This is a genomic window from Pseudomonas cichorii, from assembly GCF_019719005.1.
Lineage (GTDB): Bacteria > Pseudomonadota > Gammaproteobacteria > Pseudomonadales > Pseudomonadaceae > Aquipseudomonas > Aquipseudomonas cichorii_E.
The window spans coordinates 178,772-202,054 of sequence record NZ_JAIGPJ010000004.1 but is presented as its reverse complement, the minus strand read 5'-3'; the positions used below and the strand labels follow the sequence as shown (position 1 = coordinate 202,054).

Here is a 23,283-nt window from a genome sequence, read left to right as displayed (position 1 = left end):
AGCGTAGGAGCGAATTTATTCGCGAACAGGCTATCAGCCAGCCACCAGCACCCGGATCGCTTCCAGGCGCAGCGCTGCTTTTTCAAGCATGGCCAGGCCTTGTTCGCGCTGGGTGCGCAGGGCGACCAGTTCGCTGTCGCGAACGGTCGGGTTGACGGCTTGCAAGGCTGTCAGGCGTGCCAGTTCCTCTTCGGTATCGGCTGCCAGGCGACGCTGTGCCTCGGCCACGCGCTCGGCGTGTTTCGGGGCAATTCGTTCCTCACCGGCGTTGATCCTGGGCGTCAGCACATCGCGCTGTGCCTGGATGAACTTGTTGGCGCTGGCGCGTGGCACGCTTTCCAGTTGATCGTTCAGGGTACTGAACGACACGCGGCTGGCCAGATCGTTACCGTTTGCATCCAGCAGACAGCGCAGTGCAGCAGGCGGCAGGTAGCGACCCAGTTGCAGAGCGCGCGGCGCGACCACTTCGCTGACGTAGATCAGTTCCAGCAGCACGGTACCAGGCTTGAGAGCCTTGTTCTTGATCAGCGCCACCGAGGTGTTGCCCATGGAGCCGGACAGCACCAGATCCATGCCGCCCTGAACCATCGGGTGTTCCCAGGTAATGAACTGCATGTCTTCACGAGACAGCGCCTGGTTGCGGTCGTAAGTGATGGTCACGCCTTCGTCGTCGCCCAGCGGGAAGCTGGCGTCGAGCATTTTTTCGCTCGGCTTGAGAATCAGGGCGTTTTCCGAATGGTCTTCGCTGTCGATACCAAAGGCGTCGAACAGGGTTTCCATGTAGATCGGCAAGGTGAACTGGTCGTCCTGCTCCAGAATCGCTTCCACCAGTGCTTCACCTTCGCCAGCGCCGCCGGAGTTGAGTTCCAGCAGGCGGTCACGACCGGTATGCAGTTCGCTTTCCAGACGCTCACGCTCGGTGCGGGCTTCGTCGATCAGGCTCTGCCATTCATCGTCGTCACCGCTTTCCAGCAGCGGCAGCAGGCGCGGGCCGAACTGGTGTTGCAGGGCGTTACCGGCCGGGCAGGTATTGAGGAACGCATTGAGCGCCTCGTGATACCACTGGAACAGGCGCGCTTGCGGGCTGGTTTCCAGGAACGGCACGTGCAGCTCGATGGTGTGCTTCTGGCCGATACGGTCCAGACGGCCGATACGCTGCTCCAGCAGGTCCGGGTGCGCTGGCAGATCGAACAGCACCAGATGATGGGAGAACTGGAAGTTGCGGCCTTCACTGCCGATTTCCGAACAGATCAGAACCTGCGCGCCGAACTCTTCATCGGCGAAGTAGGCTGCTGCGCGGTCGCGCTCCAGAATGTTCATGCCTTCGTGGAATACGGTGGCCGGGATGCCGGAACGCACGCGCAGCGCGTCTTCCAGGTCCATGGCGGTTTCGGCATGGGCGCAGATGACCAGTACCTTGACGCGCTTGAGCATCTTGAGGGTGTCGATCAGCCAGTCAACCCGTGGGTCGAAGCGCCACCAGCGTTCTTCTTCGGTGATCTCCGGCTGCGACTGGAAGCTGACTTCCGGGTACAGGTCGGCATGCTCGCCCAGTGGCAGTTCCAGGTATTCGGCAGGGCAGGGCAGCGGATACTGATGCAACTGACGCTCAGGGAAGCCCTGAACGGCGGCGCGGGTATTACGGAAAAGCACGCGGCCGGTGCCATGGCGATCCAGCAGCTCGCGGATCAGGCGCGCCTTGGCTTCTTCATCGCCAGCGTTCACGGCGCTGAGCAGGCTTTCACCTTCGGCGCCCAGGAAGCCATGAATGGTCTGGTGGGCCTTGTCCGACAGCTTGCCTTTGTCCAGCAGTTCCTGAACGGCTTCGGCTACCGGGCGATAGTTTTCGCTTTCGGCACGGAAGGCGTGCAGGTCATGGAAACGGTTCGGGTCCAGCAGGCGCAGACGGGCAAAGTGGCTGTCCTGGCCCAGTTGCTCAGGGGTTGCGGTCAGCAGCAGGACGCCGGGAATGACTTCGGCCAGTTGCTCGACCAGCGAGTATTCAGGGCTGACCTTTTCTTCGTGCCAGACCAGGTGGTGGGCTTCGTCGACCACCATCAGGTCCCAGCCTGCGGCAAACAGGGCGTCCTGGGCTTTTTCGTCCTCGACCAGCCACTCCAGGGCAACCAGCGCCAACTGAGTGTCCTCGAACGGGTTACCGGCATCGCTCTCGATGAAACGCTCGGCGTCGAACAGGGCGACCTGCAGGTTGAAGCGACGACGCATTTCAACCAGCCACTGGTGCTGAAGGTTTTCCGGGACCAGGATCAGGATGCGGCTGGCGCGGCCTGAAAGCAGCTGGCGATGGATCACCAGGCCGGCTTCGATGGTTTTACCCAGGCCTACTTCGTCTGCCAGCAGAACCCGTGGCGCGATGCGGTCAGCGACTTCACGGGCAATGTGCAACTGGTGAGCGATAGGCTGGGCGCGTACGCCGCCCAGACCCCACAGAGAGGACTGCAACTGACGGCTGGTGTGCTCAAGGGTGTTGTAACGCAGGGAGAACCACGCCAGCGGGTCGATCTGCCCGGCGAACAGGCGGTCGGTAGCCAGGCGGAACTGAATGAAGTTCGACAACTGGGTTTCCGGAAGGGTGACGGCTTCGTTCTGTGCGTTGAGGCCGTGGTAGACCAGCAGCCCGTCGACATCCTCGACTTCGCGCACGGTCATCTTCCAGTTCTCGAAGTGCGTGATCACATCGCCCGGAGAAAAACGTACCCGGGTCAACGGGGCATTACGCAGTGCGTATTGACGCGTGTCGCCAGTGGCCGGATAGAGCACGGTCAATAAGCGGCCATCCTGTGCCAGAACGGTGCCCAAACCCAGCTCGGCTTCGCTGTCGCTAATCCAGCGTTGCCCCGGTTGATACTGCTGCGCCATGCTGCCTGACTCCCGCTTTTGAAAAGCCGACTATGTTAACGGAACACGCCCTGAAGCCAAAGTCGGTAGTGAAAAAACACCTGTTATCGGCATCAATCATGACAAATACGCCCTTTCGGGCACTTATTACGCCAAACATAGTCGAAAAGTTTTCCCGAAAGGCGTTCAAGTCGACGGAATGGCAGCCGAAAGCCCAAATAACAGGAGACGAAAATCATGCTGCAACCGACGCTTCCGCTGAGTGTGGTACCCGTGACGTCGCAATTGGACCCGGCCAAGCGCATGCCGGACATACCACCTGTCGCCCCGGTGCAACCGAGCTCCAGTGAAACCAATATCGACCTTCGCCATGAAGATGCCGAGCGAAGTGCCTTGATGCTGCGTGAAGAGCAGCAGCGCCAGCAGCAACAGCGTCAGCATCATGAAGAAGAGGGCGAATACATCGAGCATCTGGCCGTTCCCGGTACTTCCCTGAATGCCGACAACACCGTGCCTGTCGTTCCCCTGATCGACAATGAGCCGCGTCAAGGTCTGTGGGTCGATGTCGAGGTGTGAGGTGCGATGTATCCTCGCTGGTCATCGTCGCTACGATTGAGCATTATTGCTCCTGATACCGAGTGTCCGAGAGCTGCAGTCATGAGCGAAGATGAAAAGCTGATCGATCTGGGCGCCGAGCGCGCCAGACGTGTTCACGATCTGAACGACAAACGCCTTAATGAAGTACGCAATGCCTTTGAGCAGGCGATGCCACTCAGTGGCAAGAAAAAGTCCGGCAAGAAGCCGAAAAAGCGCTGATACCTGCTGTTCCATACCCCGTTCAAGATCCGTTGACCCGGATCAGTTGTCCCCACGCTCACTTGCGAGCTTCGGGATCACTGATCTGGGTCAATTTCTTTGCGCGCCGTTCTGGTTAATCTAGCTCCATCGAACAGGGCAGAGCAGGAGGCGAAGTTATGTTTCTGGACAATGTGGTTGTCGCAGGTGTCGTCACCGTCGGCCTGATGCTTGTTTTCTTCGCAGGCTTCGGACTTTTTATCTGGAAGGACTCGCAAAAGCGCAAGTAAGGCTCAGGCCTTCCATAACAAGAGCACGCAAGGCATTTAGGGCGACTTCGGTTGCCCATTTTTTTGCCTGGAAAAAAGCCATATGCGACCGGTAGGAGCGAATTCATTCGCGAGACGGCATTGAACACGACATATCTTTATCGGATTCAATGGGCCTTCGCGAATGAATTCGCTCCTGCTATCAGCCGAAGGTGATTTCCGGCAGTACGGTCAGGTCAACGGTCTGCTGCTTGCGAGGCGCGAGGATTTCAGCTTCGCCATCCACCACCAGTTCATCGTTCTGGTTGAATACGCGGGTCGCGATGCGTACGCGGAATTTCGGCAGTTTTTCCAGGATTTCCAGGCGTACGGTCAAGGTATCGCCCAGTTTCACCGGCTTCTGGAAGCTCATCTGCTGACCGATATAGATAGTGCCCGGCCCAGGCAACTCGCAGGCCACTGCCGCACTGATCAACGCACCACTGAACATGCCATGAGCGATACGCTCCTTGAACATGGTCTTTGAAGCATATTCGGCGTCCAGATGGACCGGGTTGTGATCGCCCGACATCGCGGCGAACAGCTGAATATCACGTTCTTCCACCGTTTTGCTGTAGCTGGCAGTCTGACCGACTTCAAGTGCTTCGTAAGGTGTGTTGGTGACCTGGGTCATGTGGCTGTCCTGAAAATGGATATTTAGACCGGGAGGAGTCATTCGGCCCGGTGCGGACGTGGTTGTTCGAGTGAGCGCAGCAGCCAGTCGATCAAATCACGGGTAACGTCATCGCGATTGGTTTCATTGAGCAGTTCATGTCGCGCCTCGGGGTAGATCTCAAGTTGCACGACTTGATGACCTGCCTTTCCCAATGCATGAGCAAGATCTTTCAGACGCTTCCCATCGCTCACCGGATCACATTCGCCGCCAATTATCAGCAACGGCAGGCCCGGGTCGATCTGTTTCAGGTTGGACGGCTTGCTGATTTTCTGCAGCCCGCCGAGCAGATCGAACCATAACTGATTGGTGCAACGAAAACCGCAAAGAGGATCGAAGAGGTACTTGTCGACTTCTTCATGGTCGCGGCTGAGCCAGTCGAAACGTGTGCGTGCCGGTTTGAATGCCTTGTTGAACGAGCCGAACGACAGCCATTCGATCAGGGCGCTACGCCCCTTGGGCCCCTGGCGCCAGCGTTCCAGGCGCGCAATCTGGCGAGCACTGCGATAGAGCGAAGCCGGCTGGAAATTCGAGCCACTGAGAATCGCGCCTTGCAGGCTGGCGCCGTGGTGCATCAGATATGCCTGGGCAATGTAGCTGCCCATGCTGTGGCCCAGCAGGAACAGCGGCAGGCCAGGGTGTTTCTGGCCGATGGTCTGGCTCAGGGTTGCCAGGTCGCCCACCACTTTGCTCCAGCCGTCCTCGTCCGCGAAATGACCCTGTTCCCCGTTGGCGGCCGTCAGCCCGTGTCCGCGCTGATCATGGGCATACAACGCGATGCCAGCCGCATTCAGTGCCGTGCCCAGCCTTTCATAACGACCACTGTGTTCTGCCATGCCGTGAGACAGCATCACGACGGCTTTTGGCGCGTCTGCCGCAAGCCATGCATTGACATGAAGACGGGTGTTATCACTGGCATCGAGCCAGAAGGCTTCGTGGTTCATGGTTATTTCCCGAGTCTGGATCGATGCCCGAATGAGGTGTTCATTCAGTGTATCGCCGATGACGACTTCAGGTTGCCCGACTGCAAGATTCACGGTGACCTGCAGCAGGTATTGGAGGGGGGAATAGTGGTTGCCCGTGTCTGGACGCAGCGTTTAGAAGAAGGCATTGCAGGATAGGGGGCGGGGCGTTTGGCCCCCTGTTTTCAGTTACATTCGTAACAAATAGAATCATTGCTCTAAAAATGACGTTTTGCTATTCAAGAGTCATGAAAGTGACTGGTGAGGGCTTTTTTGCCTCTAGGCGGCCTTTGGCAAAGCTGCTAATCTCGGCCCGCTTTCTGCCAGTCATTCAGCGGAAAAAGCGGGAACTGCATAATTCCAAAACACAAAAAAATCATCGCGTACAGCGATGTGAAGAATTCGCTATCGCTACGGAGCTGGCTTGCATGATCGAGAACTTCTGGAAGGATAAATACCCGTCCGGTATCGCTACCGACATCGATCCTGATGAGTACCCCAACGTCCAGGCCGTATTGAAGCAGTCTTGTGAGCGCTTCGCCAATAAACCGGCTTTCAGCAATCTGGGCAAGACCATCACTTACGGTGAGCTGTACGAACTCTCGGGTGCTTTCGCCGCCTGGCTTCAACAGCATACCGACCTGCAGCCGGGTGATCGCATCGCGGTCCAGTTACCCAACGTCCTGCAATATCCTGTAGCAGTATTTGGCGCCATGCGTGCCGGCCTGATTGTGGTCAACACCAACCCGCTGTACACCGTGCGGGAAATGGAGCACCAGTTCAATGACTCCGGTGCCAAGGCGCTGGTCTGTCTGGCCAACATGGCGCATCTGGCCGAGAAGGTCGTGCCCAAAACCCAGGTCAAGCATGTCATTGTCACCGAAGTGGCCGACCTGCTGCCGCCGCTCAAGCGACTGCTGATCAACAGCGTCATCAAATACGTGAAAAAGATGGTGCCGGCTTATCACCTGCCCCACGCCATCAAGTTCAATGACGTCCTGAGCAAGGGCCGTGGCCAGCCGGTCAAGGAAGCCTCGCCCGCGAACTCCGATGTCGCGGTGCTGCAATACACCGGCGGCACAACAGGTGTGGCCAAGGGCGCGATGCTCACCCACCGCAACCTGATCGCCAACATGCTGCAATGCAAGGCCCTGATGGGTTCCAACCTGCACGAAGGTTGCGAAATCCTCATCACACCGCTACCGCTGTATCACATCTACGCTTTCACCTTTCACTGCATGTCGATGATGCTCATCGGCAATCACAACATCCTGATCAGCAACCCTCGCGATCTGCCTGCGATGGTCAAGGAGTTGTCGAAGTGGAAGTTCAGCGGTTTCGTGGGGCTCAACACCCTGTTCGTCGCGCTGTGCAACAACCAGGAATTCCGCAACCTGGATTTCTCCAGCCTGAAAGTCACCCTGTCCGGTGGTATGGCGTTGCAACTGGCAGTGGCCGAGCGCTGGAAGGAAGTCACCAATTGCTCGATCTGCGAAGGTTACGGCATGACCGAAACCAGTCCGGTGGCGACGGTCAACCCCATCAGCAACATCCAGATAGGCACCATCGGTATTCCAGTGCCTTCGACCCTGTGCAAAGTCATCGACGATGCGGGCAACGAGTTGCCACTGGGTGAAGTGGGTGAGCTGTGCGTCAAGGGCCCTCAGGTGATGAAGGGCTACTGGCAGCGCCAGGAGGCCACCGACGAAATGCTCGATGCTGAAGGCTGGCTCAAGACCGGTGACATCGCCATCATCCAGCCCGATGGCTACATGCGTATCGTCGACCGCAAGAAAGACATGATTCTGATCTCGGGTTTCAATGTTTACCCGAACGAGCTGGAAGATGTGCTGGTAGGCTTGCCGGGCGTACTGCAATGCGCAGCCATCGGCATACCGGACGAGAAATCCGGTGAGTCGATCAAGGTCTTCGTGGTCGCCAAACCGGGCGTTACCCTCACCAAAGAGCAGGTCATGGAGCATATGCGCGCCAACCTGACCGGTTACAAGGTGCCGCGCAGCGTCGAGTTCCGCGATGTCCTGCCGACCACCAACGTTGGCAAGATCCTGCGCCGCGAACTGCGTGACGAAGAACTGAAAAAGCTGGGCGTCAAGAAGTAGTGCTTTTGTCGCGGGCAAGCCCCCTCCCACGGTTCTGTGGGAGGGGGCTTGCCCGCGAAGGCTCAAAAAACTCTTGGTAGGCACACTTGCATTCATCAAGGCCAATGTTCGGTTGGCTGCATGACCCGCCCCAATCTGCGACAATCCGCGCCCCGCATCTTCAAAAAGACCCTGCGCGCCTGATGACCGAAGAATCTCCCTCCATCGACCAACTGCTGAAAAACCTCGATCACGCGATGATCAGCGATCGCCATCGCTTGCGTCGTCAGTTGCACGAGCTGCGCAAGAAGCCTGACGAAGCGAAGCTGGCGCAGTGGGTGGAGAAGGTGCAGGCGTCTTTTGCCCAGGTGACTTCCCGGCGCGACAGCGTGCCGCCGATTCGCTATGACGAAAACCTGCCGATTGCCGCCAAGCGCGATGAAATCAAGGAAGCGCTGCTCAAGCATCAGGTGCTGATCATCGCTGGCGAGACCGGTTCGGGTAAAACCACCCAGTTGCCCAAGATCTGCCTGGAAATCGGTCGCGGCCAGCACGGCCTGATCGGCCATACCCAGCCACGTCGTATCGCGGCGCGCAGCGTTGCCAGCCGGGTCGCGGAAGAGCTGAGCACGCCGCTGGGCGCACTGGTCGGTTATCAGGTGCGTTTCGAGGATCAAAGCGACAGCAATACCCTTATCAAGCTGATGACCGACGGCATCCTGCTGGCCGAAACCCAGCATGACCGTTTTCTGGAACGCTACGACACCATCATCGTCGACGAGGCCCACGAACGCAGCCTGAACATCGACTTCCTGCTGGGCTACCTGAAAACCCTGCTGCCGCGTCGTCCGGACCTGAAGGTGATCATCACCTCGGCCACCATCGACCTGCAGCGTTTCTCCGAGCATTTCGACAAGGCACCCATCGTTGAAGTCTCCGGCCGTACTTTCCCGGTGGACACCTGGTATCGTCCGCTCACCAGCGAGCAGGACGAAGAAGGCAACAGCGTCGAAGACGACCTGACCGTGGATCAGGCGATTCTGGCCACGCTGGATGAGCTGGCGGCTTTCGAGCGCAGCGAGCGCAAGAGCCCCGGCGATGTGCTGGTGTTTCTGCCCGGCGAGCGGGAAATCCGTGACGCGGCGGAAGTGCTGCGCAAGGCTCAGCTCAAACACACTGAAATCCTGCCGTTGTATGCGCGTCTGTCGCCTGCCGAACAGCAGCGCATCTTCCAGTCGCATCCGGGGCGGCGTGTGGTGCTGGCGACCAACGTGGCCGAGACGTCCCTGACCGTGCCGGGCATCCGTTACGTGATCGACACCGGTACGGCGCGTATCAGCCGCTACAGCTATCGCGCCAAGGTTCAGCGCTTGCCCATCGAAGCCATTTCCCAGGCCAGTGCCAACCAGCGCAAGGGCCGTTGTGGGCGGGTCGAGCCTGGGCTGTGCGTGCGTCTTTACAGCGAAGAGGATTTCAACGGGCGTCCTGAATTCACTGACCCCGAGATTCTGCGCACCAACCTGGCGGCGGTCATCCTGCAGATGCTGCACCTGCGTCTGGGTGAAATCACGGCCTTCCCGTTTATCGAACCGCCAGACGGCAAGGCCATCAGCGACGGCTTCAACCTGTTGCAGGAGCTGTCCGCCGTCAATCGCGAGAACCAGCTCACGCCATTGGGCCGCCAGTTGGCGCGGCTGCCGGTTGACCCGCGCATGGGTCGCATGCTGCTTGAAGCGGCGAAGCAGGGCAGTCTTCAGGAAGTCCTGATCGTGGCCAGCGCCATGTCGGTGCAGGATGTGCGCGAACGTCCGCCCGAGCGTCAGCAGGCTGCCGATCAGGCCCATGCGCAATGGAAGGATGCCGACTCGGACTTTGCCGGGCTGGTCAATCTGTGGCGCGGTTTCGAGGAGCAACGTCAGGCGCTGACCGCCAGCCCGTTGCGCAACTGGTGTCGCCGCAACTTCCTCAATTACCTGCGGCTGCGGGAGTGGCGCGATTCTCACCGGCAACTGAGTCTGATCTGCCGTGACCTGCAACTGACGATCAACAAGGAGCCAGCCGATTACCCCAAATTCCACAAGGCGATTCTCTCCGGCCTGCTGAGCCAGATCGGCCAGAAGGCGGAAGAGGGCGATTACCTGGGGGCACGTCAGCGTCGCTTCTGGATTCATCCGTCCTCGGGGCTGGGCAAGAAACGCCCGCAATGGCTGATGACCGCCGAACTGGTGGAAACCACCAAGCTCTATGCGCGGATGGTCGCCAAAATCGATTCCGACTGGATCGAGCCGCTGGCCGGGCATCTGGTCAAGAAGAACCATTTTGAGCCGCACTGGGAGAAAAAACGCGGGCAGGTGGTGGCTTTCGAGCAGATCACCCTGTTCGGCCTGATCGTGGTCGCTCGTCGTCCGGTGCATTACGGCCCTGTGGACCCGGTGGTTTCCCGCGAGCTGTTTATCCGCGAAGGGCTGGTGCGTGGCGATATCCAGTCTCGCGCCAAGTGCCTGAGCGCCAACACGCGCCTGCTGGAGCAACTGGACGAACTGGAAGCCAAGGCTCGGCGTCGCGACATTCTGGCCGACGAAGACACGCTCTACAGTTTCTACGAGGCGCGGATTCCCGCCGAGATTCACCAGACCGCCACCTTCGACAGCTGGTACAAGGTCAACAGCCAGAAAGACCCGCAGCTGTTGATCATGCGCGAGGAAGACGTGCTGGCCCGCGAAGCCAGTGAAGTGACGGCCGCTCAGTACCCTGACACCTTGCGCCTGGGCGAACTGAGCCTGGCGCTGACCTACCATTTCGAGCCCAATCATCCGCGTGACGGCGTCACCCTGCGCGTGCCTGCGCCGCTGCTGTTGTCGTTGCCGGTGGAGCGACTGGAATGGCTGGTGCCGGGCTTGCTGGAAACCAAGTGCATTGCGCTGGTTCGCAACTTGCCCAAGGCTATTCGCAAGAACTTCGTGCCGGTGCCCGACTTCGTGAAGGCGGCTCTGCAACGCATCACCTTTGGCGAAGGCTCGTTGCCTCAGGCCCTGGGGCGTGAACTGCTGCGCATGACTGGCGCCAGAGTGGCGGACGAAGCCTGGGCCGAAGCGGCCCAGCAACTTGAAAGCCACTTGAAGATGAACCTGGAAATCCTCGACGGCAGCGGCAAGTTCCTGGGTGAAGGGCGTGACCTGGCTGAACTGACGGCGCGTTTTGCCGAAGCCAGTCAGGCAGCATTGGCCGTGCCGCAAAGTGCGAAAAGTCAGCAGCCGGTGGAAGCCAAGGTGTTTGCCCCGGTCGCGCAGAAGACTCAGCAAAACATCGCGGGCCTGTCCATGACGGTGTACCCGGCTCTGGTTGAAGAGGCGGGCACGGTCAAGGAAGGGCGGTTCTCGACTCAGGCCGAAGCCGAGTATCAACATCGCCGTGCCTTGCAGCGCTTGCTGTTGCAGCAACTGGCAGAGCCGGCCAAGTTCCTGCGCAGCAAGCTGCCGGGGCAGACCGAGCTGGCGTTGTTGCATCGGGAGCTGGGGCGTATCGATGCGCTGGTGGAAGACATCCTCCTGGCCAGCCTCGATACCTGCATTCTGGAAGGCGAAACGGAGCTGCCGCGTGACGGTGCAGGCCTGCTGTCGCTGGCCGAGCGCAAGCGTGGCAACTGGAGCGAGCATGCCGAGCGTCTGGCGAAGCTGACGCTGGAGGTTCTGAAGCTCTGGCACGGCCTGCAAAAACGCTTCAAGGGCAAGATCGACCTGTCTCAGGCCGTGGCGCTGAACGACATCAAGTCCCAGCTGGGGCAACTGGTCTATCCGGGTTTCGTGCGCGAAACCCCGGCCCAGTGGCTCAAGGAACTGCCGCGTTATCTGAAGGCCATCGAAATCCGTCTGGAAAAACTGCCGGGGCAGGTGCAGAAGGATCGGGTCTGGAGCATTGAGCTGTCCGGCCTGTGGGCGCAATACCAGGCCCGCGCCTCCAAACATGCCCAGGAAGGCAAGCGCGACCCGGAACTGGCGGTCTACCGCTGGTGGCTGGAGGAATATCGTGTGTCCCTGTTCGCTCAGCAACTGGGCACCAAAATGCCGGTGTCGGATAAACGCCTGAACAAGCAATGGAGTCAGGTGGAAGGCTGATAGCGCTGTTTCTGTACAAGCAGTGGGACCGGATTTATCCGGGAAGGCATTCTCTCTGCCGATGAAGAGGCTCTGGAAGTACAGACCTCTTCCCGGATAAATCCGGTCCTACAAAGTCTGCATCCCCGTTCCCGGTCGCCTGACTAGCGCCAAACCCCCGCCGTTATGGCACACTTCGCGTCTTGCCTTGAAGTGTGCCGCGGGTTTTGTCTTATCCCCGCAGACAGTATTTACATGCGTATTGGTACGCTGGTTCCAATAAGTTGTTGGTCGCCACTTACCGTACTACCACCTGCAACACTCATAAGAGAGGAACGACCGTGCACAACGTCGTCATCAGCGGCACAGGCCTGTACACCCCGGCCAACAGCATCTCGAACGAAGAGCTGGTGCAGTCTTTCAATACCTATGTCGCCCAATTCAACAGCGATAACGCTGCCGCCATCGAGCGTGGTGAAGTCGAGGCGCTGAGCGAGTCCAGCGTTGCGTTCATCGAAAAGGCCTCGGGTATCAAAAGTCGTTTTGTGATGGACAAGCAAGGCATCCTCGATCCGCAGCGCATGAAGCCGAACCTGCCGGAACGCTCCAATGACGAGTGGTCGATTCTCTGCCAGATGGGCGTCGCGGCTGCCGAGCAAGCCTTGCAGCGCGCAGGCAAGACGGCTGCCGATATCGATGGCGTGATCGTCGCCTGTTCCAATCTGCAACGCGCTTACCCGGCTATTTCCATCGAAATCCAGTCGGCCCTTGGCATCCAGGGCTATGGCTTCGACATGAACGTCGCCTGTTCCTCGGCCACCTTTGGCATTCAGGCTGCCTGCAACAGCGTGCAACTGGGCCAGGCCCGTGCGCTGTTGGTCATCAGCCCGGAAATCTGCACCGCGCACCTGAATTTCCGCGACCGCGACAGCCATTTCATCTTTGGCGACGGTGCCACGGCTGTGGTGGTCGAGCGCGCCGATCAGGCCACTTCCCCGTACCAGTTCGATATCGTCAGCACCAAACTGCTGACCACGTTCTCCAACAACATCCGCAACAATTTCGGTTTTCTCAATCGCACCTCGGATGAGGGCGAAGGCGCGCCGGACAAACTGTTCGTCCAGGAAGGCCGCAAGGTATTCCGCGATGTCTGCCCGATGGTGGCGGAGCTGGTAGGTACGCACCTGAACGAGAACGGGCTTAATGCCAGCGACGTGCAACGCTTCTGGCTGCATCAGGCCAACCTGAGCATGAACCACCTGATCGTCAAGAAGCTGCTGGGGCGCGAAGCCTCGGTGGAAGAAGCACCGGTGATTCTCGACACCTACGCCAACACCAGCTCGGCCGGCTCGGTGATTGCCTTTCACTCCTATCAGGACGACTTGCCCAAAGGCGCGCTGGGCGTACTCAGTTCTTTCGGGGCGGGGTATTCGATTGGCAGCGTGATCCTGCGCAAGCACTGATCACGACCTTGAACGGCTACAGAGCCTGAAAAGAAAGACAGGCTGGCATTGGCAGATCGACGGATGATGGGGATCGATATGCCAAGGCCAGCCTGTAAAAAACGAGAGCGTGTAGCTGTTTTACGTTTGCGTTAGAACTTGGCTTCTACGTCCAGCTGCAGAGTATTAACATCCGCATCACGTGGGCTGGTGGAAGTAGCGTAGTCGGCTTTGGTCAGGAAGTAGGTCGCGCCGACAGCGAAGTTCTTGTCGATTTCGTAACCCACTTTCAGCTTGTGGCCGCGTGAACCGGTAGTGCCGTTGGCGAAGTCCGAATCGGTGAAGGCGCCGACCACAGCGTTACGCTGAGTATCGCGGTAGTTGTAGTCGAGGTTGAAGCCGAACACCTTGGTTTTCACGCCGGTCAGCCAGGCAGTATCCTGATCGTCAGTGCTGTCATTGTTGACGACGTACTGGCCATACAGCGCCAGAGGCAAGCCCAGGCCGCTGATGTCGATCTGGCCGAAACCTTCATACAGACGGAACTGGTTGGTGGTGTTGCCGTTGACGCGCAGGGCAGCACTGTCCTTGTCGTTACGGAAACCGTAGATGCTGCCGCCGAGGGTGACTTTCAGGTCGTCGGTCGGTGCGAAACGGGCACCCAACTGGCCGGCGTACATGGTCAGGTCGTGACGGAACTGGGTGCCGTCGCCGTCGATGTTGTCCTTGAGGGTGTAATGACCGGCGCTGCCGAACAGCTCGGTCTTGCCGCCCAGCGGCAGTTTGTAGGTGGCAGCCAGACCTTCCGGGTTGATGTCGCTATCCCAGATGACGTCGCCCATGCTGACCCACGGCTGGTTCATCTTGCCGCCGATCACATGCAGATCCTTGACCGCAGTCGGGGCGTAGTCGATGTAGCCCAGGTCCAGCCACAGGTCTTTCTTGACGAAGTAGCCATCCAGATCCTGGTTGGTGGAGCGTGCATCGCTGCTGCCACCGGTGGCGATACGAATGCCGGTGCTCACCTGCGGGTTGATTTCGGTGTAGGCACCCAGACGCGCGCGGATACGCTGGCGGTCTTTGTCCTGAGCGTTGGTCTGGCCGTCGATGTTGATGGTTTCCTGACGTACCCGCACATCGCCCTTGAACTGGGTCTTGGTGGCCCAGGCGATCTTTTTCTCGAACTCGGCCTGAGAGGCGGATTTGCTCTGCTGGATATCTGCCAGAGCCTGTTTCTGAGCCTGCTGGTCTTTTGCCAGTTCGGTCTGCAGTTCAGCGTATTGAGCCTGATTGATCGAGCCGTTGGCCCGCAGCATGTCCAGCAGTTTAGCGTCGACTGCGGCATTGGCGGAAACACTCATGGCCAGTGCCAGGCTGCCGGAAAGGGCGGCTGCAGTACGTGTAGAAACAAGACGCATGTCAATCTCCATAACTGAATAGCGGATGGGGAAAACCATCCTTGTAAAAACCACCCAACAGGCAGGGCGCGGTGAGGGTTAGTACCCTCTGTTCTAAAAACAGGCGCCAGTATTGCGGCTGGTTATTTCAAAAAGGTGGCAATACGATGGCATGTTGGTGACGATTCAGAGTCTGAAACATGCGGGCTAGAGCCTTCGGATCAACAATTCGTGAACATTGCGTTTCGATGGGGGATACTGCTGCGTTCTCCGATCAGCCTGGAACGTCCCCATGTTCGTCCCGACCGCCAGCCTCAGTGATGTCGTGCCCGCCCAATGGGATGCGCTGGTTCCCGATGGTCAGCCCTTTCTGCGACATGCCTTTCTCAGCGCCCTGGAAGACAGCGGCAGCCTTGGCCCACGTTCGGGCTGGAAAGCCGAGCATTTGCTGCATTACGAGAACGGCGAACTGATCGCAGCCTTGCCTGCCTATCGCAAATGGCATTCCTACGGCGAGTACGTGTTCGATCACGGTTGGGCCGATGCCTGCCGTCGTGCGGGCATCGCCTACTACCCCAAGCTGCTTGTAGCTGTGCCGTTCAGCCCGGTGAGCGGTGCGCGTGTCTTGGCACGAACACCTGAGGCGGGTGTGCAATTGCTCGCGGGTCTGCCGGACTATCTATTGGGTGAGGGGCTGTCGAGCGCCCATGTGAATTTCACCGACCCAGCCGCCGATGACTTGCTGACCGCTCAGCCTGGCTGGTTGCAGCGCTATGGTTGTCAGTTTCACTGGCACAACCGCGGTTATCGGGACTTTCAGGATTTCCTCGACGCCTTGAGTTCCCGCAAACGCAAACAGATGCGCAAGGAGCGCGAGCAGGTCGCGGGGCAGGGGATCGAGTTCGAGTGGCTCGAAGGCGTCCAGATGAGCGAAGTGCTGTGGGACTTCGTATATGCCTGCTATTCCAATACCTATGAAGTGCGTGGGCAGGCACCTTATCTGACTCGCGAGTTTTTCAGTCTGCTGGCCGAACGCATGCCCGAAGCGATTCGCGTGGTGCTTGCGCGCCAGGGCCAGCGTCCGGTGGCCATGGCCTTCAGCCTGACCGGTGGCGAGAGTTTCTATGGCCGCTATTGGGGATGCCTTGCGGAATTCGACCGCCTGCACTTTGAAACCTGTTTCTATCAGGGCATGGACTACGCCATCGAAAAGGGACTACAGCGCTTCGATGCCGGTGCTCAAGGCGAGCACAAACTGGTTCGGGGTTTCGAGCCGCAGATCACCCATTCCTGGCATTACCTGCTGCATCCGGGCTTGAAGGACGCCGTGAGTGATTTTCTGGAGCAGGAGCGGGTCGGCATCCTGGCCTATGCCGAGGATGCGCGAGGGGCTTTGCCGTATCGGCAGTCAGGCGTGTAGGAGCGAATTTATTCGCGAAGTTTGCTAGTTCGCGAATGAATTCGCTCCCGCAGATCGTCTCAATCAACCCCTACAAACCCGCCGGTCTGATGCTGCCACAACCGTGCATACAGCCCGCCATGGGCCAGCAGTTCGGCGTGGGTGCCGGTTTCGGCGATCTGGCCTTTTTCCAGCACCACCAGACGATCCATTCGGGCAATGGTGGACAGGCGGTGGGCGATGGCGATGACGGTCTTGCCTTGCATCAGGGTTTCCAGGCTTTCTTGAATCGCGGCCTCGACTTCCGAGTCCAGCGCTGATGTGGCTTCGTCCATGATCAGGATCGGCGCGTCCTTGAGCAGAACACGGGTGATCGCGATACGTTGGCGCTGGCCACCGGACAGCTTCACACCACGCTCCCCCACATGAGCATCGAAACCGGTGCGGCCTTCAGAGTCGGACAGCAGAGGGATGAACTCTTCGGCGCTGGCCTTGTGTACGGCGTCCCACAGTTGCTCATCGGTCGCGCCAGGATTGCCATACAACAGATTGTCGCGGATCGAACGATGCAACAGCGACGTGTCCTGAGTGATCATGCCGATCTGTGCTCGCAGGCTTTCCTGGGTGACCTCGGAAATATCCTGGCCATCAATCAGAATCCGTCCCGCCTGCACGTCGTACATGCGCAGCAGCAGGTTCACCAGCGTCGACTTGCCTGCACCGGAAGGGCCGATCAGGCCGATTTTCTCCCCAGGCCGGATATCCAGATTGAGGTTGTGAATGATGCCGTTGCCATTCCCGTAGTGGAAATCCACACCCTCGAACTTCACACCGCCCTTGGCGATCTTCAATTGCGGCGCATCAGGTTTGTCGTTGACCGTGACCGGTTGCGAGATGCTTTCCAGCCCGTCCTGCACGGTGCCGATGTTCTCGAAGATTCCGTTGACCACCCACATGATCCAGCCGGACATGTTGACGATCCGGATCACCAGCCCTGTCGCCAGAGCGATGGCGCCCATCGAGATCAGCGACTGGCTCCAGAGCCACAGGGCCAGACCTGTAGTGGACACGATCAGCAGGCCGTTCATGGTGGTGATGACCGTATCCATGGCGGTGACTACCCGGGCAGCCAGTTGGGTCTTGTGGGTGTGTTCGCTGATGGCTTCGCGGGCATAGCGCTCCTCGAAATTGGTGTGGGCGAACAGCTTGAGCGTGGTGATGTTGGTATAGCCATCGACGATCCGGCCCATGAGTTTCGAGCGCGCATCGGAGGACACCACCGAGCGTTCCTTGACCCTTGGCACGAAGTAGACCAGCGACAGGATGTAAGCCGCGATCCAGAGCATCAGCGGGATCATCAGTCGCCAGTCCGCTTCAGCGAACAGCACCAGCGAGCTGATGGCGTAGATCAGCACATGCCACAGGGCATCCACGGCCTGTACGGCCGAGTCGCGCAGGGAGTTGCCGGTCTGCATGATGCGCTGGGCGATGCGTCCGGCGAAGTCGTTCTGGAAGAAGTTGATGCTCTGCCTGAGCACATAACTGTGGTTCTGCCAGCGAATCATGTTGGTCATGCCGGGGCTGATGGTCTGATGCACCAGCAGGTCATGCAGGCCGACGAAGACCGGGCGTAGCAGCAGGGTCACGATCGCCATCCAGATCAGTTCGCTGCCATGGACCGTGAAGAAATCCTTGGCGGGCGTGGTCTGGGCCAGGTCGATGATGCGGCTCAGGTAACTGAACAGCGCGACTTCGATCAGCGCTCCGATCAGCCCGACCACCAGCAATGCGGTGAACACGGGCCATACCTGGCGCAGGTAATAGACGTAGAACGCTAGAACGGTATTGGGCGGGGAGGCGGTCGGTGCGTCTCGGAAGGTATCGATCAGCTTTTCAAAACGACGATAAAGCATTGGCTATGATCCCCACGCGATGTGGGTTCTCCTTGATGATTGGAGGCTCTCCCTGACAGAGCACATGCAGCCGGCCTTGAGCCTGGGCTGCATGCGTCCTAATTCCCTTTACTCGACGCGCTTGGCCGACTTGATCAGGATCGGGTCGACAGGCACGTTCTGCATGCCTTTCTGGTTGCTGGTCTGGGCGTTGACGATCTGGTCCACCACGTCCATGCCCTTGACCACTTTGCCGAACACCGCGTAACCGTAGTCACGTACGCCGTTGTCGAGCATGGCGTTGTCATTGGTGTTGATGAAGAACTGGCTGGTTGCCGAGTTCACGTTCGACGTGCGGGCCATGGCGATGGTGCCGCGTACGTTGTGCAGACCGTTCTGTGCTTCGTTCTTGATCGGGTCCTTGGTGTTCTTCTGCACCAGATACTGGGTGAAGCCGCCACCCTGAACCATGAAGCCCGGGATCACGCGATGGAAAATGGTGTTGTTGTAGAAACCGCTGTCGACATAGCCCAGGAAGTTCTGGGTGCTGATCGGCGCTTTTTCGTCAGCGAGTTCAAGTTCGATCTGGCCGAAGCTGGTGTCGAGCACCACATGAGTGGGCTTGGCTGGAGGCTGGGCCGCCATCAGGTTGGCTGCGAACAACACGGAGCAGGCGGCGAGGGCGATTTTTTTCAGCATGGGGCAGAGAGTCCTTCAGTGATGATGTCGACTGTGGCTGGCAAGGTAACCACGTTTGGCTTTTTTTGCCCAGTGTGAACGAAGCCTGAAACCCCGCATGTGAAGCGCATGCGGTTTTCAGACCTTCGTTGACGCGATGAATTCCAGAACGGTGCGATTGAATTGCTCGGGCTGGTCCAGCGGCGTGGCGTGGCGGGAGTTCTTGATGACCACCAGCCGGGCGTTGGGTAACTGTTTGACGTAGGCCTCCTTGAGGGCCACCGGCGTGTAGTCGCGATCGGCACTGATGATCAGCGTCGGGCAGGTGATCCGTGACAGTTTTTTCTCCACGCCCCAGCCGACAATCGCATCGAAACTGGCCAGGTAGGCGCGCTTGTCATTCCTGCTCCAGCGCTCGGCCATTTTCTGGCGCAGTTCGGCCTGCTCCGGTCTGGGGAACAGCAGCTTGCCCAGCGCATGTCCCAGCGTGTTCATGCTCACCACCCGCGACAGTGTCCAGCGCCTGACCAGTTGCATCAAGTCGCTGAAACTGTGGACCTTGACCTGCGGCGCGCTGTTGACGATGCACAGGCTCTTGAGCAGGCCTGGCTGATCGACAGCGATCTGAAAGCCGATCATCCCGCCCATGGACAGGCCGACGATATGCACCGGTCCCAGATGCAGATGCTCGATCAGGGCTTCGACATCGGCGCTGAAGCCCTTGATGCTGTAGCGCTCATGGGGTTTGTCCGAGCGACCATGGCCTCGGGCATCCATGACGATGACCCGATAATGCTCGGCCAGGGCCGGAATCTGGTATTCCCAGTCCTGACAACTGGAGCCCAGGCCATGCAGCAGTAATACCGGTTCGCCCTGTCCGTATTCCTCGTAATGCAGCGAACAGCCGTCGTGTTCGAAAAAATTCATAGGGTCCTTCCCCGTCACGCCTGTTGAGGCGCCGCGAATGCTGCTGTCAGCGGTGCCGTGTCGAAGGTGCTGATCAAGTCGATCAGAATCTGCGTTGCCGGGCCAAGCGGCTTGTCTTTGCTGGAGTAAAGATAGAACGACGGGTTGCGACTGCCACCCTTGTCCAGCGGCAGGATCTTGAGCACGCCTTCCTTGAGCTCCCGTTCGATCATGTGCCGGGGCAGCCAGGCAAAACCCAGGCCGCTACTGACAAAGGTGGTCGCCGTGCCGAGACTGCCGACAGTCCAGCGCTGTTCGGCGCCGAGCCAGCCTATGTCACGAGGTTGCTGGCGGCCGGAATCGCGAATGACCACCTGCAACTGGCTTTCCAGATCCTGGAACGTCAATTCGCGCTTGGCCTGATGCAAGGGGTGTTCGGGATGGGCAACGGCAATGAACTCCACGGTACTCATCTCGGTGCCCAGGTAGCCGGGAATGCTGAAGCCGCTGATGGCCAGATCGGCCGTGCCTTCAAGCAGGACTTCTTCGACCCCGGACAACACTTCTTCACGCAAGCGCACGCGACAGCCACGGCTCTGAGGCATGAATGCGGTCAAGGCCCGCACCAGTCGCGCCGTGGGGTAAGCCGCATCGACGACCAGACGAACCTCGGCTTCCCAGCCTTGCTCCATGTGATGAGCCAGGTCTTCCAGCTGGCTGGCCTGCTTGACCAGTTGCCGGGAACGGCGCAGCAATACGCCACCGGCTTCGGTCAACACCGCCTTGCGGCCATCGATACGCAACAGCGGCACGCCGAGCTGATCCTGCATCCGCGCCACGGTGTAGCTGACCGACGACTGTGAACGGTGCAGCGCTTCGGCGGCCTGGGCAAAACCACCGTGATCGACAACGGCCTGCAAAGTGCGCCATTGATCGAGGGTCACGCGAGGGGCTTTCATTCTGTTATTCCTCTTTCCATCCCTATTGTCCTAATCTGACAGTCCTTTCTCTGGAGACTGTCGGATGAACAGATTGTGCTGCGTACTGCTGGCGATGTTGCCCTTGAGTGCTTTTGCCTACCCCATTGAGGTGGAGAAGCAGTACCAGGGCGTACAGATCGACTACAACAGCCACGACACCTACCACGACACCGGCTCCATTACCGTGAACAACTACGGCAGTGTCGATGCCAAGTGTTCGGTGGTGTTCCGCAACGGCCCCGAAGCGCCACGCACTCGTCGTGTTCAGGTAGCCGCCGGGAAAAGCGTCGATGTCTCTTCCAAGTTCAATCGCAGCATTATCAAGCTGCGGATCACGCTCACGTGTGAGCCTGAATAGCAATGAGGGTAGAGCGCTCCTGCGGATAAGACAAATAATTAGATATATAGAAGCAGGTTTTTGCGCTTTTTCATCGATAGGTTCACGTTTAGCCTTCTCTCCATCAACTCAACACATTCTTGGATGGAGATCACAGGTCATGTCCCGTGTACTGGTTATCGAAAGCAGCGCCCGCCAACAGGATTCGGTTTCACGTCAACTGACGCAGCAATTCATCAGTCAGTGGAAGAACGCTCATCCAGGCGATGAAATCAAAGTACGTGACCTGGGCAGCGAGCCTGTTCCTCATCTGGATGCAACCTTGCTGGGCGGCTGGATGAAGCCTGCCGAGCAGCGCACCGCCATCGAACAGGCGGCGCTGGAGCGCTCGGACCTGCTGACCGATGAACTGATCGCTGCCGACGTGCTGGTCCTGGGAGCTCCGATGTACAACTTCGCCATCCCGAGCACCCTCAAGGCCTGGTTCGACCATGTGCTGCGTGCCGGCGTGACCTTCAAGTACGGCGACACCGGCCCGCAAGGCCTGCTGACCGGCAAACGCGCTTTTGTGCTGACCGCCCGTGGTGGCATCTATGCCGGTAGCAGTCAGGATCATCAGGAACCCTACCTGCGTCAGGTGCTGGCGTTTGTGGGCATTCACGATGTCACCTTCATCAATGCTGAAGGCCTGAATATGGGGCCTGAATTCAGTGAGAAAGGCCTGAACCAGGCGCTCGCCAGGCTCGCTCAGGTGGCCTGACCTTTTCTACTAAACCCGAGCGAACTCATTCGCGAGACGTCATTGAAAACGAGATGCCCCTGTCGGATTCACTGGCCTCTCGCGGATGAATCCGCTCCTACAAAATCCATGTCCGACTAGACACCCAAACCGCCAACCCGCTATGTTCGCGACCTTCAAAAAAGGGGCGCTCATGGGCTATCTACTTATCGTTACGCTGATCCAGGCGTTTTCCTTCAGCCTGATCGGTGTCTATCTGGCGGGCCATGTCGACAGTTACCTGGCCGTGCTGATTCGCGTGGTGCTGGCAGGGCTGGTGTTCATTCCGCTGACCCATTGGCGCAAGGTCGAGCCAAGGTTCATGCGCGGCATGCTGCTGATCGGCGCGCTGCAGTTTGGCATCACTTATGTCTGCCTGTACCTGAGCTTCCGCGTGCTGACGGTGCCGGAAGTGCTGCTGTTCACCATCCTGACGCCCCTGCACGTGACCCTGATCGAAGATGCCCTCAACCGGCGTTTCAATCCATGGGCCTTGCTGGCTGCTGGCGTCGCGGTGCTGGGTGCTGGCGTGATTCGCTACGACGGGCTGGACGGCGACTTCCTCGGTGGCTTCCTGCTGCTGCAACTGGCCAACTTCACCTATGCCGCCGGACAAGTCCTCTACAAGCATCTGGTGGCGCGCCATCCGAGCGACCTGCCGCATTATCGGCGTTTCGGCTATTTCTACCTCGGTGCGCTGGCGGTGGTCCTGCCAGCCTTCCTGATGTTCGGCAATCCGCAGAACGTTCCCACCGACGCCCGGCAATGGAGCGTCCTGCTGTTCCTGGGGCTGTGTTCCACGGCATTGGGTATGTACTGGTGGAACAAGGGCGCGTGCCTGGTATCAGGTTCGACCCTGGCCGTGTTCAACGTCCTGCATGTGCCGGTAGGCCTTTTGGTCAACCTGTTGATCTGGAACCAGCACGAGTCACTGAGTCGTCTGTTCATTGGAGGGGTGCTGATTGTGGTGTCGCTCTGGATCAGCCGGTTCGGGGCCAGGCCTTTGCTGGTGAGGGGGCAGTAATCAAGGCATGCCTTTCACTTGTGGGATGGGCCTTGGCCGCGACGACTCAATGACAGGCAACACGTTTATGTCGCCGACAACGCTCCGAGCAGTGAGGCCTGGTTTCTCGAAACGAGCATTATCGTTCAAGTTGCTATTGGTGGTGGAGCTGTCGACCTCGCTATACTCCGGCAGGTCCCACATCAATAGAGCGTTTCACAAATGGCTGTTCAACCGCCCGTGCGTTGCTACGCGACGGCAATGCGCAAGGCCTCAAGGCGGCTGACTCAGCTTTATGATGATGCTCTGGCTCCATCGGGGCTTCGCTCGACCCAGTTTGCGATTCTTGCAGAGCTGGTTCCTCGGGCCAAATCACCCCCTACCTTGCAGGAACTGGCCGATGCGCTGGTTCTGGATCGCTCCTCATTGGGCCACAACCTCAAACCCCTTGAGCGCGATGGACTCGTTGCGCAGCAAACCAGCCTTGCCGATCGCCGACGTCGCCTGATCATGGCGACGGCGGAGGGGGAAAAGGCATTCCATGACGCCCGGATCTTGTGGCGACAGGCTCAGGAGCGGTTTCTCAAGACCTTCGGCGAGGACGCGGCGGGTGAGCTGTGCAAGGCGTTGCTCAGCATTGCCTATGACGAACGCCTTGTGCTCACCGAAGAGCGATGACCG

The 23,283-nt window shown here is 59.0% G+C and carries 19 protein-coding genes; 11 read left to right on the top strand and 8 right to left on the bottom strand.

Features of this window, described 5'->3' with window-relative positions:
• Positions 1 to 33: 33 nt before the first annotated feature.
• Positions 34 to 2,880 carry an RNA polymerase-associated protein RapA gene (gene rapA, locus K5D32_RS05935; RefSeq protein WP_221599463.1) on the bottom strand — a complete coding sequence of 949 codons (2,847 nt, stop codon included), beginning with the start codon at positions 2,878 to 2,880 and terminating at the stop codon, positions 34 to 36.
• 216 nt (positions 2,881 to 3,096) lie between these two features.
• Between rapA and K5D32_RS05930 the strand changes: the two genes are divergently transcribed.
• From K5D32_RS05930 to ccoM, 3 genes are all read left to right on the top strand, one after another.
• Positions 3,097 to 3,435, top strand: a complete 339-nt coding sequence (locus tag K5D32_RS05930) for an aspartate-semialdehyde dehydrogenase (protein ID WP_221576044.1) — start codon at positions 3,097 to 3,099, stop codon at positions 3,433 to 3,435.
• Positions 3,436 to 3,516: 81 nt separating this feature from the next.
• The gene (locus tag K5D32_RS05925) at positions 3,517 to 3,675 is read left to right on the top strand and encodes a hypothetical protein (protein ID WP_198727444.1); all 159 of its coding nucleotides are present in this window, start codon (positions 3,517 to 3,519) and stop codon (positions 3,673 to 3,675) included.
• 158 nt (positions 3,676 to 3,833) lie between these two features.
• Positions 3,834 to 3,944, top strand: coding sequence for a cytochrome c oxidase subunit CcoM (gene ccoM, locus K5D32_RS26110; RefSeq protein WP_025261439.1), 111 nt, complete (start codon positions 3,834 to 3,836; stop codon positions 3,942 to 3,944).
• 181 nt (positions 3,945 to 4,125) lie between these two features.
• Here ccoM and K5D32_RS05920 read toward each other — a convergent pair whose 3' ends face one another.
• Together K5D32_RS05920 and K5D32_RS05915 are read right to left on the bottom strand one after the other, a co-directional pair.
• Positions 4,126 to 4,596, bottom strand: a complete 471-nt coding sequence (locus K5D32_RS05920) for a MaoC family dehydratase (protein ID WP_025261438.1) — start codon at positions 4,594 to 4,596, stop codon at positions 4,126 to 4,128.
• A 38-nt stretch (positions 4,597 to 4,634) separates the two neighbouring features.
• The gene (locus tag K5D32_RS05915; RefSeq protein ID WP_221576195.1) at positions 4,635 to 5,579 is read right to left on the bottom strand and encodes an alpha/beta hydrolase; all 945 of its coding nucleotides are present in this window, start codon (positions 5,577 to 5,579) and stop codon (positions 4,635 to 4,637) included.
• A 446-nt stretch (positions 5,580 to 6,025) separates the two neighbouring features.
• On the opposite strand from K5D32_RS05915, the gene fadD1 reads away from it, so the two are divergent.
• The 3 genes from fadD1 to K5D32_RS05900 all read left to right on the top strand — a co-directional run bounded on the left by fadD1 (position 6,026) and on the right by K5D32_RS05900 (position 13,253).
• A complete protein-coding gene (fadD1, locus tag K5D32_RS05910; RefSeq protein WP_221576042.1) occupies positions 6,026 to 7,717 on the top strand; it encodes a long-chain fatty acid--CoA ligase in 1,692 nt (563 codons plus the stop codon).
• A gap of 182 nt (positions 7,718 to 7,899) precedes the next feature.
• Complete coding sequence (hrpA, locus tag K5D32_RS05905; RefSeq protein WP_221599462.1) at positions 7,900 to 11,811, top strand: ATP-dependent RNA helicase HrpA; 3,912 nt, start codon at positions 7,900 to 7,902, stop codon at positions 11,809 to 11,811.
• 320 nt (positions 11,812 to 12,131) lie between these two features.
• On the top strand, positions 12,132 to 13,253 hold the full coding sequence (locus tag K5D32_RS05900) for a beta-ketoacyl-ACP synthase III (protein WP_221599461.1): 1,122 nt from the start codon (positions 12,132 to 12,134) through the stop codon (positions 13,251 to 13,253).
• 131 nt (positions 13,254 to 13,384) lie between these two features.
• On the opposite strand, the gene K5D32_RS05895 is transcribed toward K5D32_RS05900, so the two are convergent.
• Positions 13,385 to 14,650 carry a putative porin gene (locus K5D32_RS05895; protein WP_221599460.1) on the bottom strand — a complete coding sequence of 422 codons (1,266 nt, stop codon included), beginning with the start codon at positions 14,648 to 14,650 and terminating at the stop codon, positions 13,385 to 13,387.
• A gap of 271 nt (positions 14,651 to 14,921) precedes the next feature.
• On the opposite strand from K5D32_RS05895, the gene K5D32_RS05890 reads away from it, so the two are divergent.
• Positions 14,922 to 16,049 (top strand): GNAT family N-acetyltransferase, encoded by a 1,128-nt coding sequence (locus K5D32_RS05890; protein ID WP_221599459.1) that lies wholly within the window; start codon positions 14,922 to 14,924, stop codon positions 16,047 to 16,049.
• A gap of 59 nt (positions 16,050 to 16,108) precedes the next feature.
• On the opposite strand, the gene K5D32_RS05885 is transcribed toward K5D32_RS05890, so the two are convergent.
• From K5D32_RS05885 to K5D32_RS05870, 4 genes are all read right to left on the bottom strand, one after another.
• Complete coding sequence (locus K5D32_RS05885; protein WP_025261431.1) at positions 16,109 to 17,941, bottom strand: ABC transporter ATP-binding protein; 1,833 nt, start codon at positions 17,939 to 17,941, stop codon at positions 16,109 to 16,111.
• 108 nt (positions 17,942 to 18,049) lie between these two features.
• A complete protein-coding gene (locus K5D32_RS05880) occupies positions 18,050 to 18,619 on the bottom strand; it encodes a peptidylprolyl isomerase (protein ID WP_025261430.1) in 570 nt (189 codons plus the stop codon).
• 117 nt (positions 18,620 to 18,736) lie between these two features.
• Positions 18,737 to 19,525, bottom strand: coding sequence for an alpha/beta fold hydrolase (locus K5D32_RS05875; RefSeq protein ID WP_221576037.1), 789 nt, complete (start codon positions 19,523 to 19,525; stop codon positions 18,737 to 18,739).
• Between the two features lie 14 nt (positions 19,526 to 19,539).
• Positions 19,540 to 20,463, bottom strand: coding sequence for a LysR family transcriptional regulator (locus tag K5D32_RS05870; protein WP_221576036.1), 924 nt, complete (start codon positions 20,461 to 20,463; stop codon positions 19,540 to 19,542).
• A 64-nt stretch (positions 20,464 to 20,527) separates the two neighbouring features.
• Here K5D32_RS05870 and K5D32_RS05865 point away from each other — a divergent pair, with 64 nt between their 5' ends.
• The 4 genes from K5D32_RS05865 (at position 20,528) to K5D32_RS05850 (ending at position 23,280) form a co-directional block, all read left to right on the top strand.
• Positions 20,528 to 20,842, top strand: a complete 315-nt coding sequence (locus K5D32_RS05865; protein WP_221592617.1) for a 3-phosphoglycerate kinase — start codon at positions 20,528 to 20,530, stop codon at positions 20,840 to 20,842.
• A 139-nt stretch (positions 20,843 to 20,981) separates the two neighbouring features.
• A complete protein-coding gene (locus K5D32_RS05860) occupies positions 20,982 to 21,581 on the top strand; it encodes an FMN-dependent NADH-azoreductase (protein WP_221576035.1) in 600 nt (199 codons plus the stop codon).
• 172 nt (positions 21,582 to 21,753) lie between these two features.
• Complete coding sequence (locus K5D32_RS05855) at positions 21,754 to 22,623, top strand: carboxylate/amino acid/amine transporter (protein WP_221599458.1); 870 nt, start codon at positions 21,754 to 21,756, stop codon at positions 22,621 to 22,623.
• A gap of 201 nt (positions 22,624 to 22,824) precedes the next feature.
• Positions 22,825 to 23,280, top strand: a complete 456-nt coding sequence (locus K5D32_RS05850; protein WP_221599457.1) for a MarR family winged helix-turn-helix transcriptional regulator — start codon at positions 22,825 to 22,827, stop codon at positions 23,278 to 23,280.
• The last annotated feature ends 3 nt before the right edge of the window (positions 23,281 to 23,283 follow it).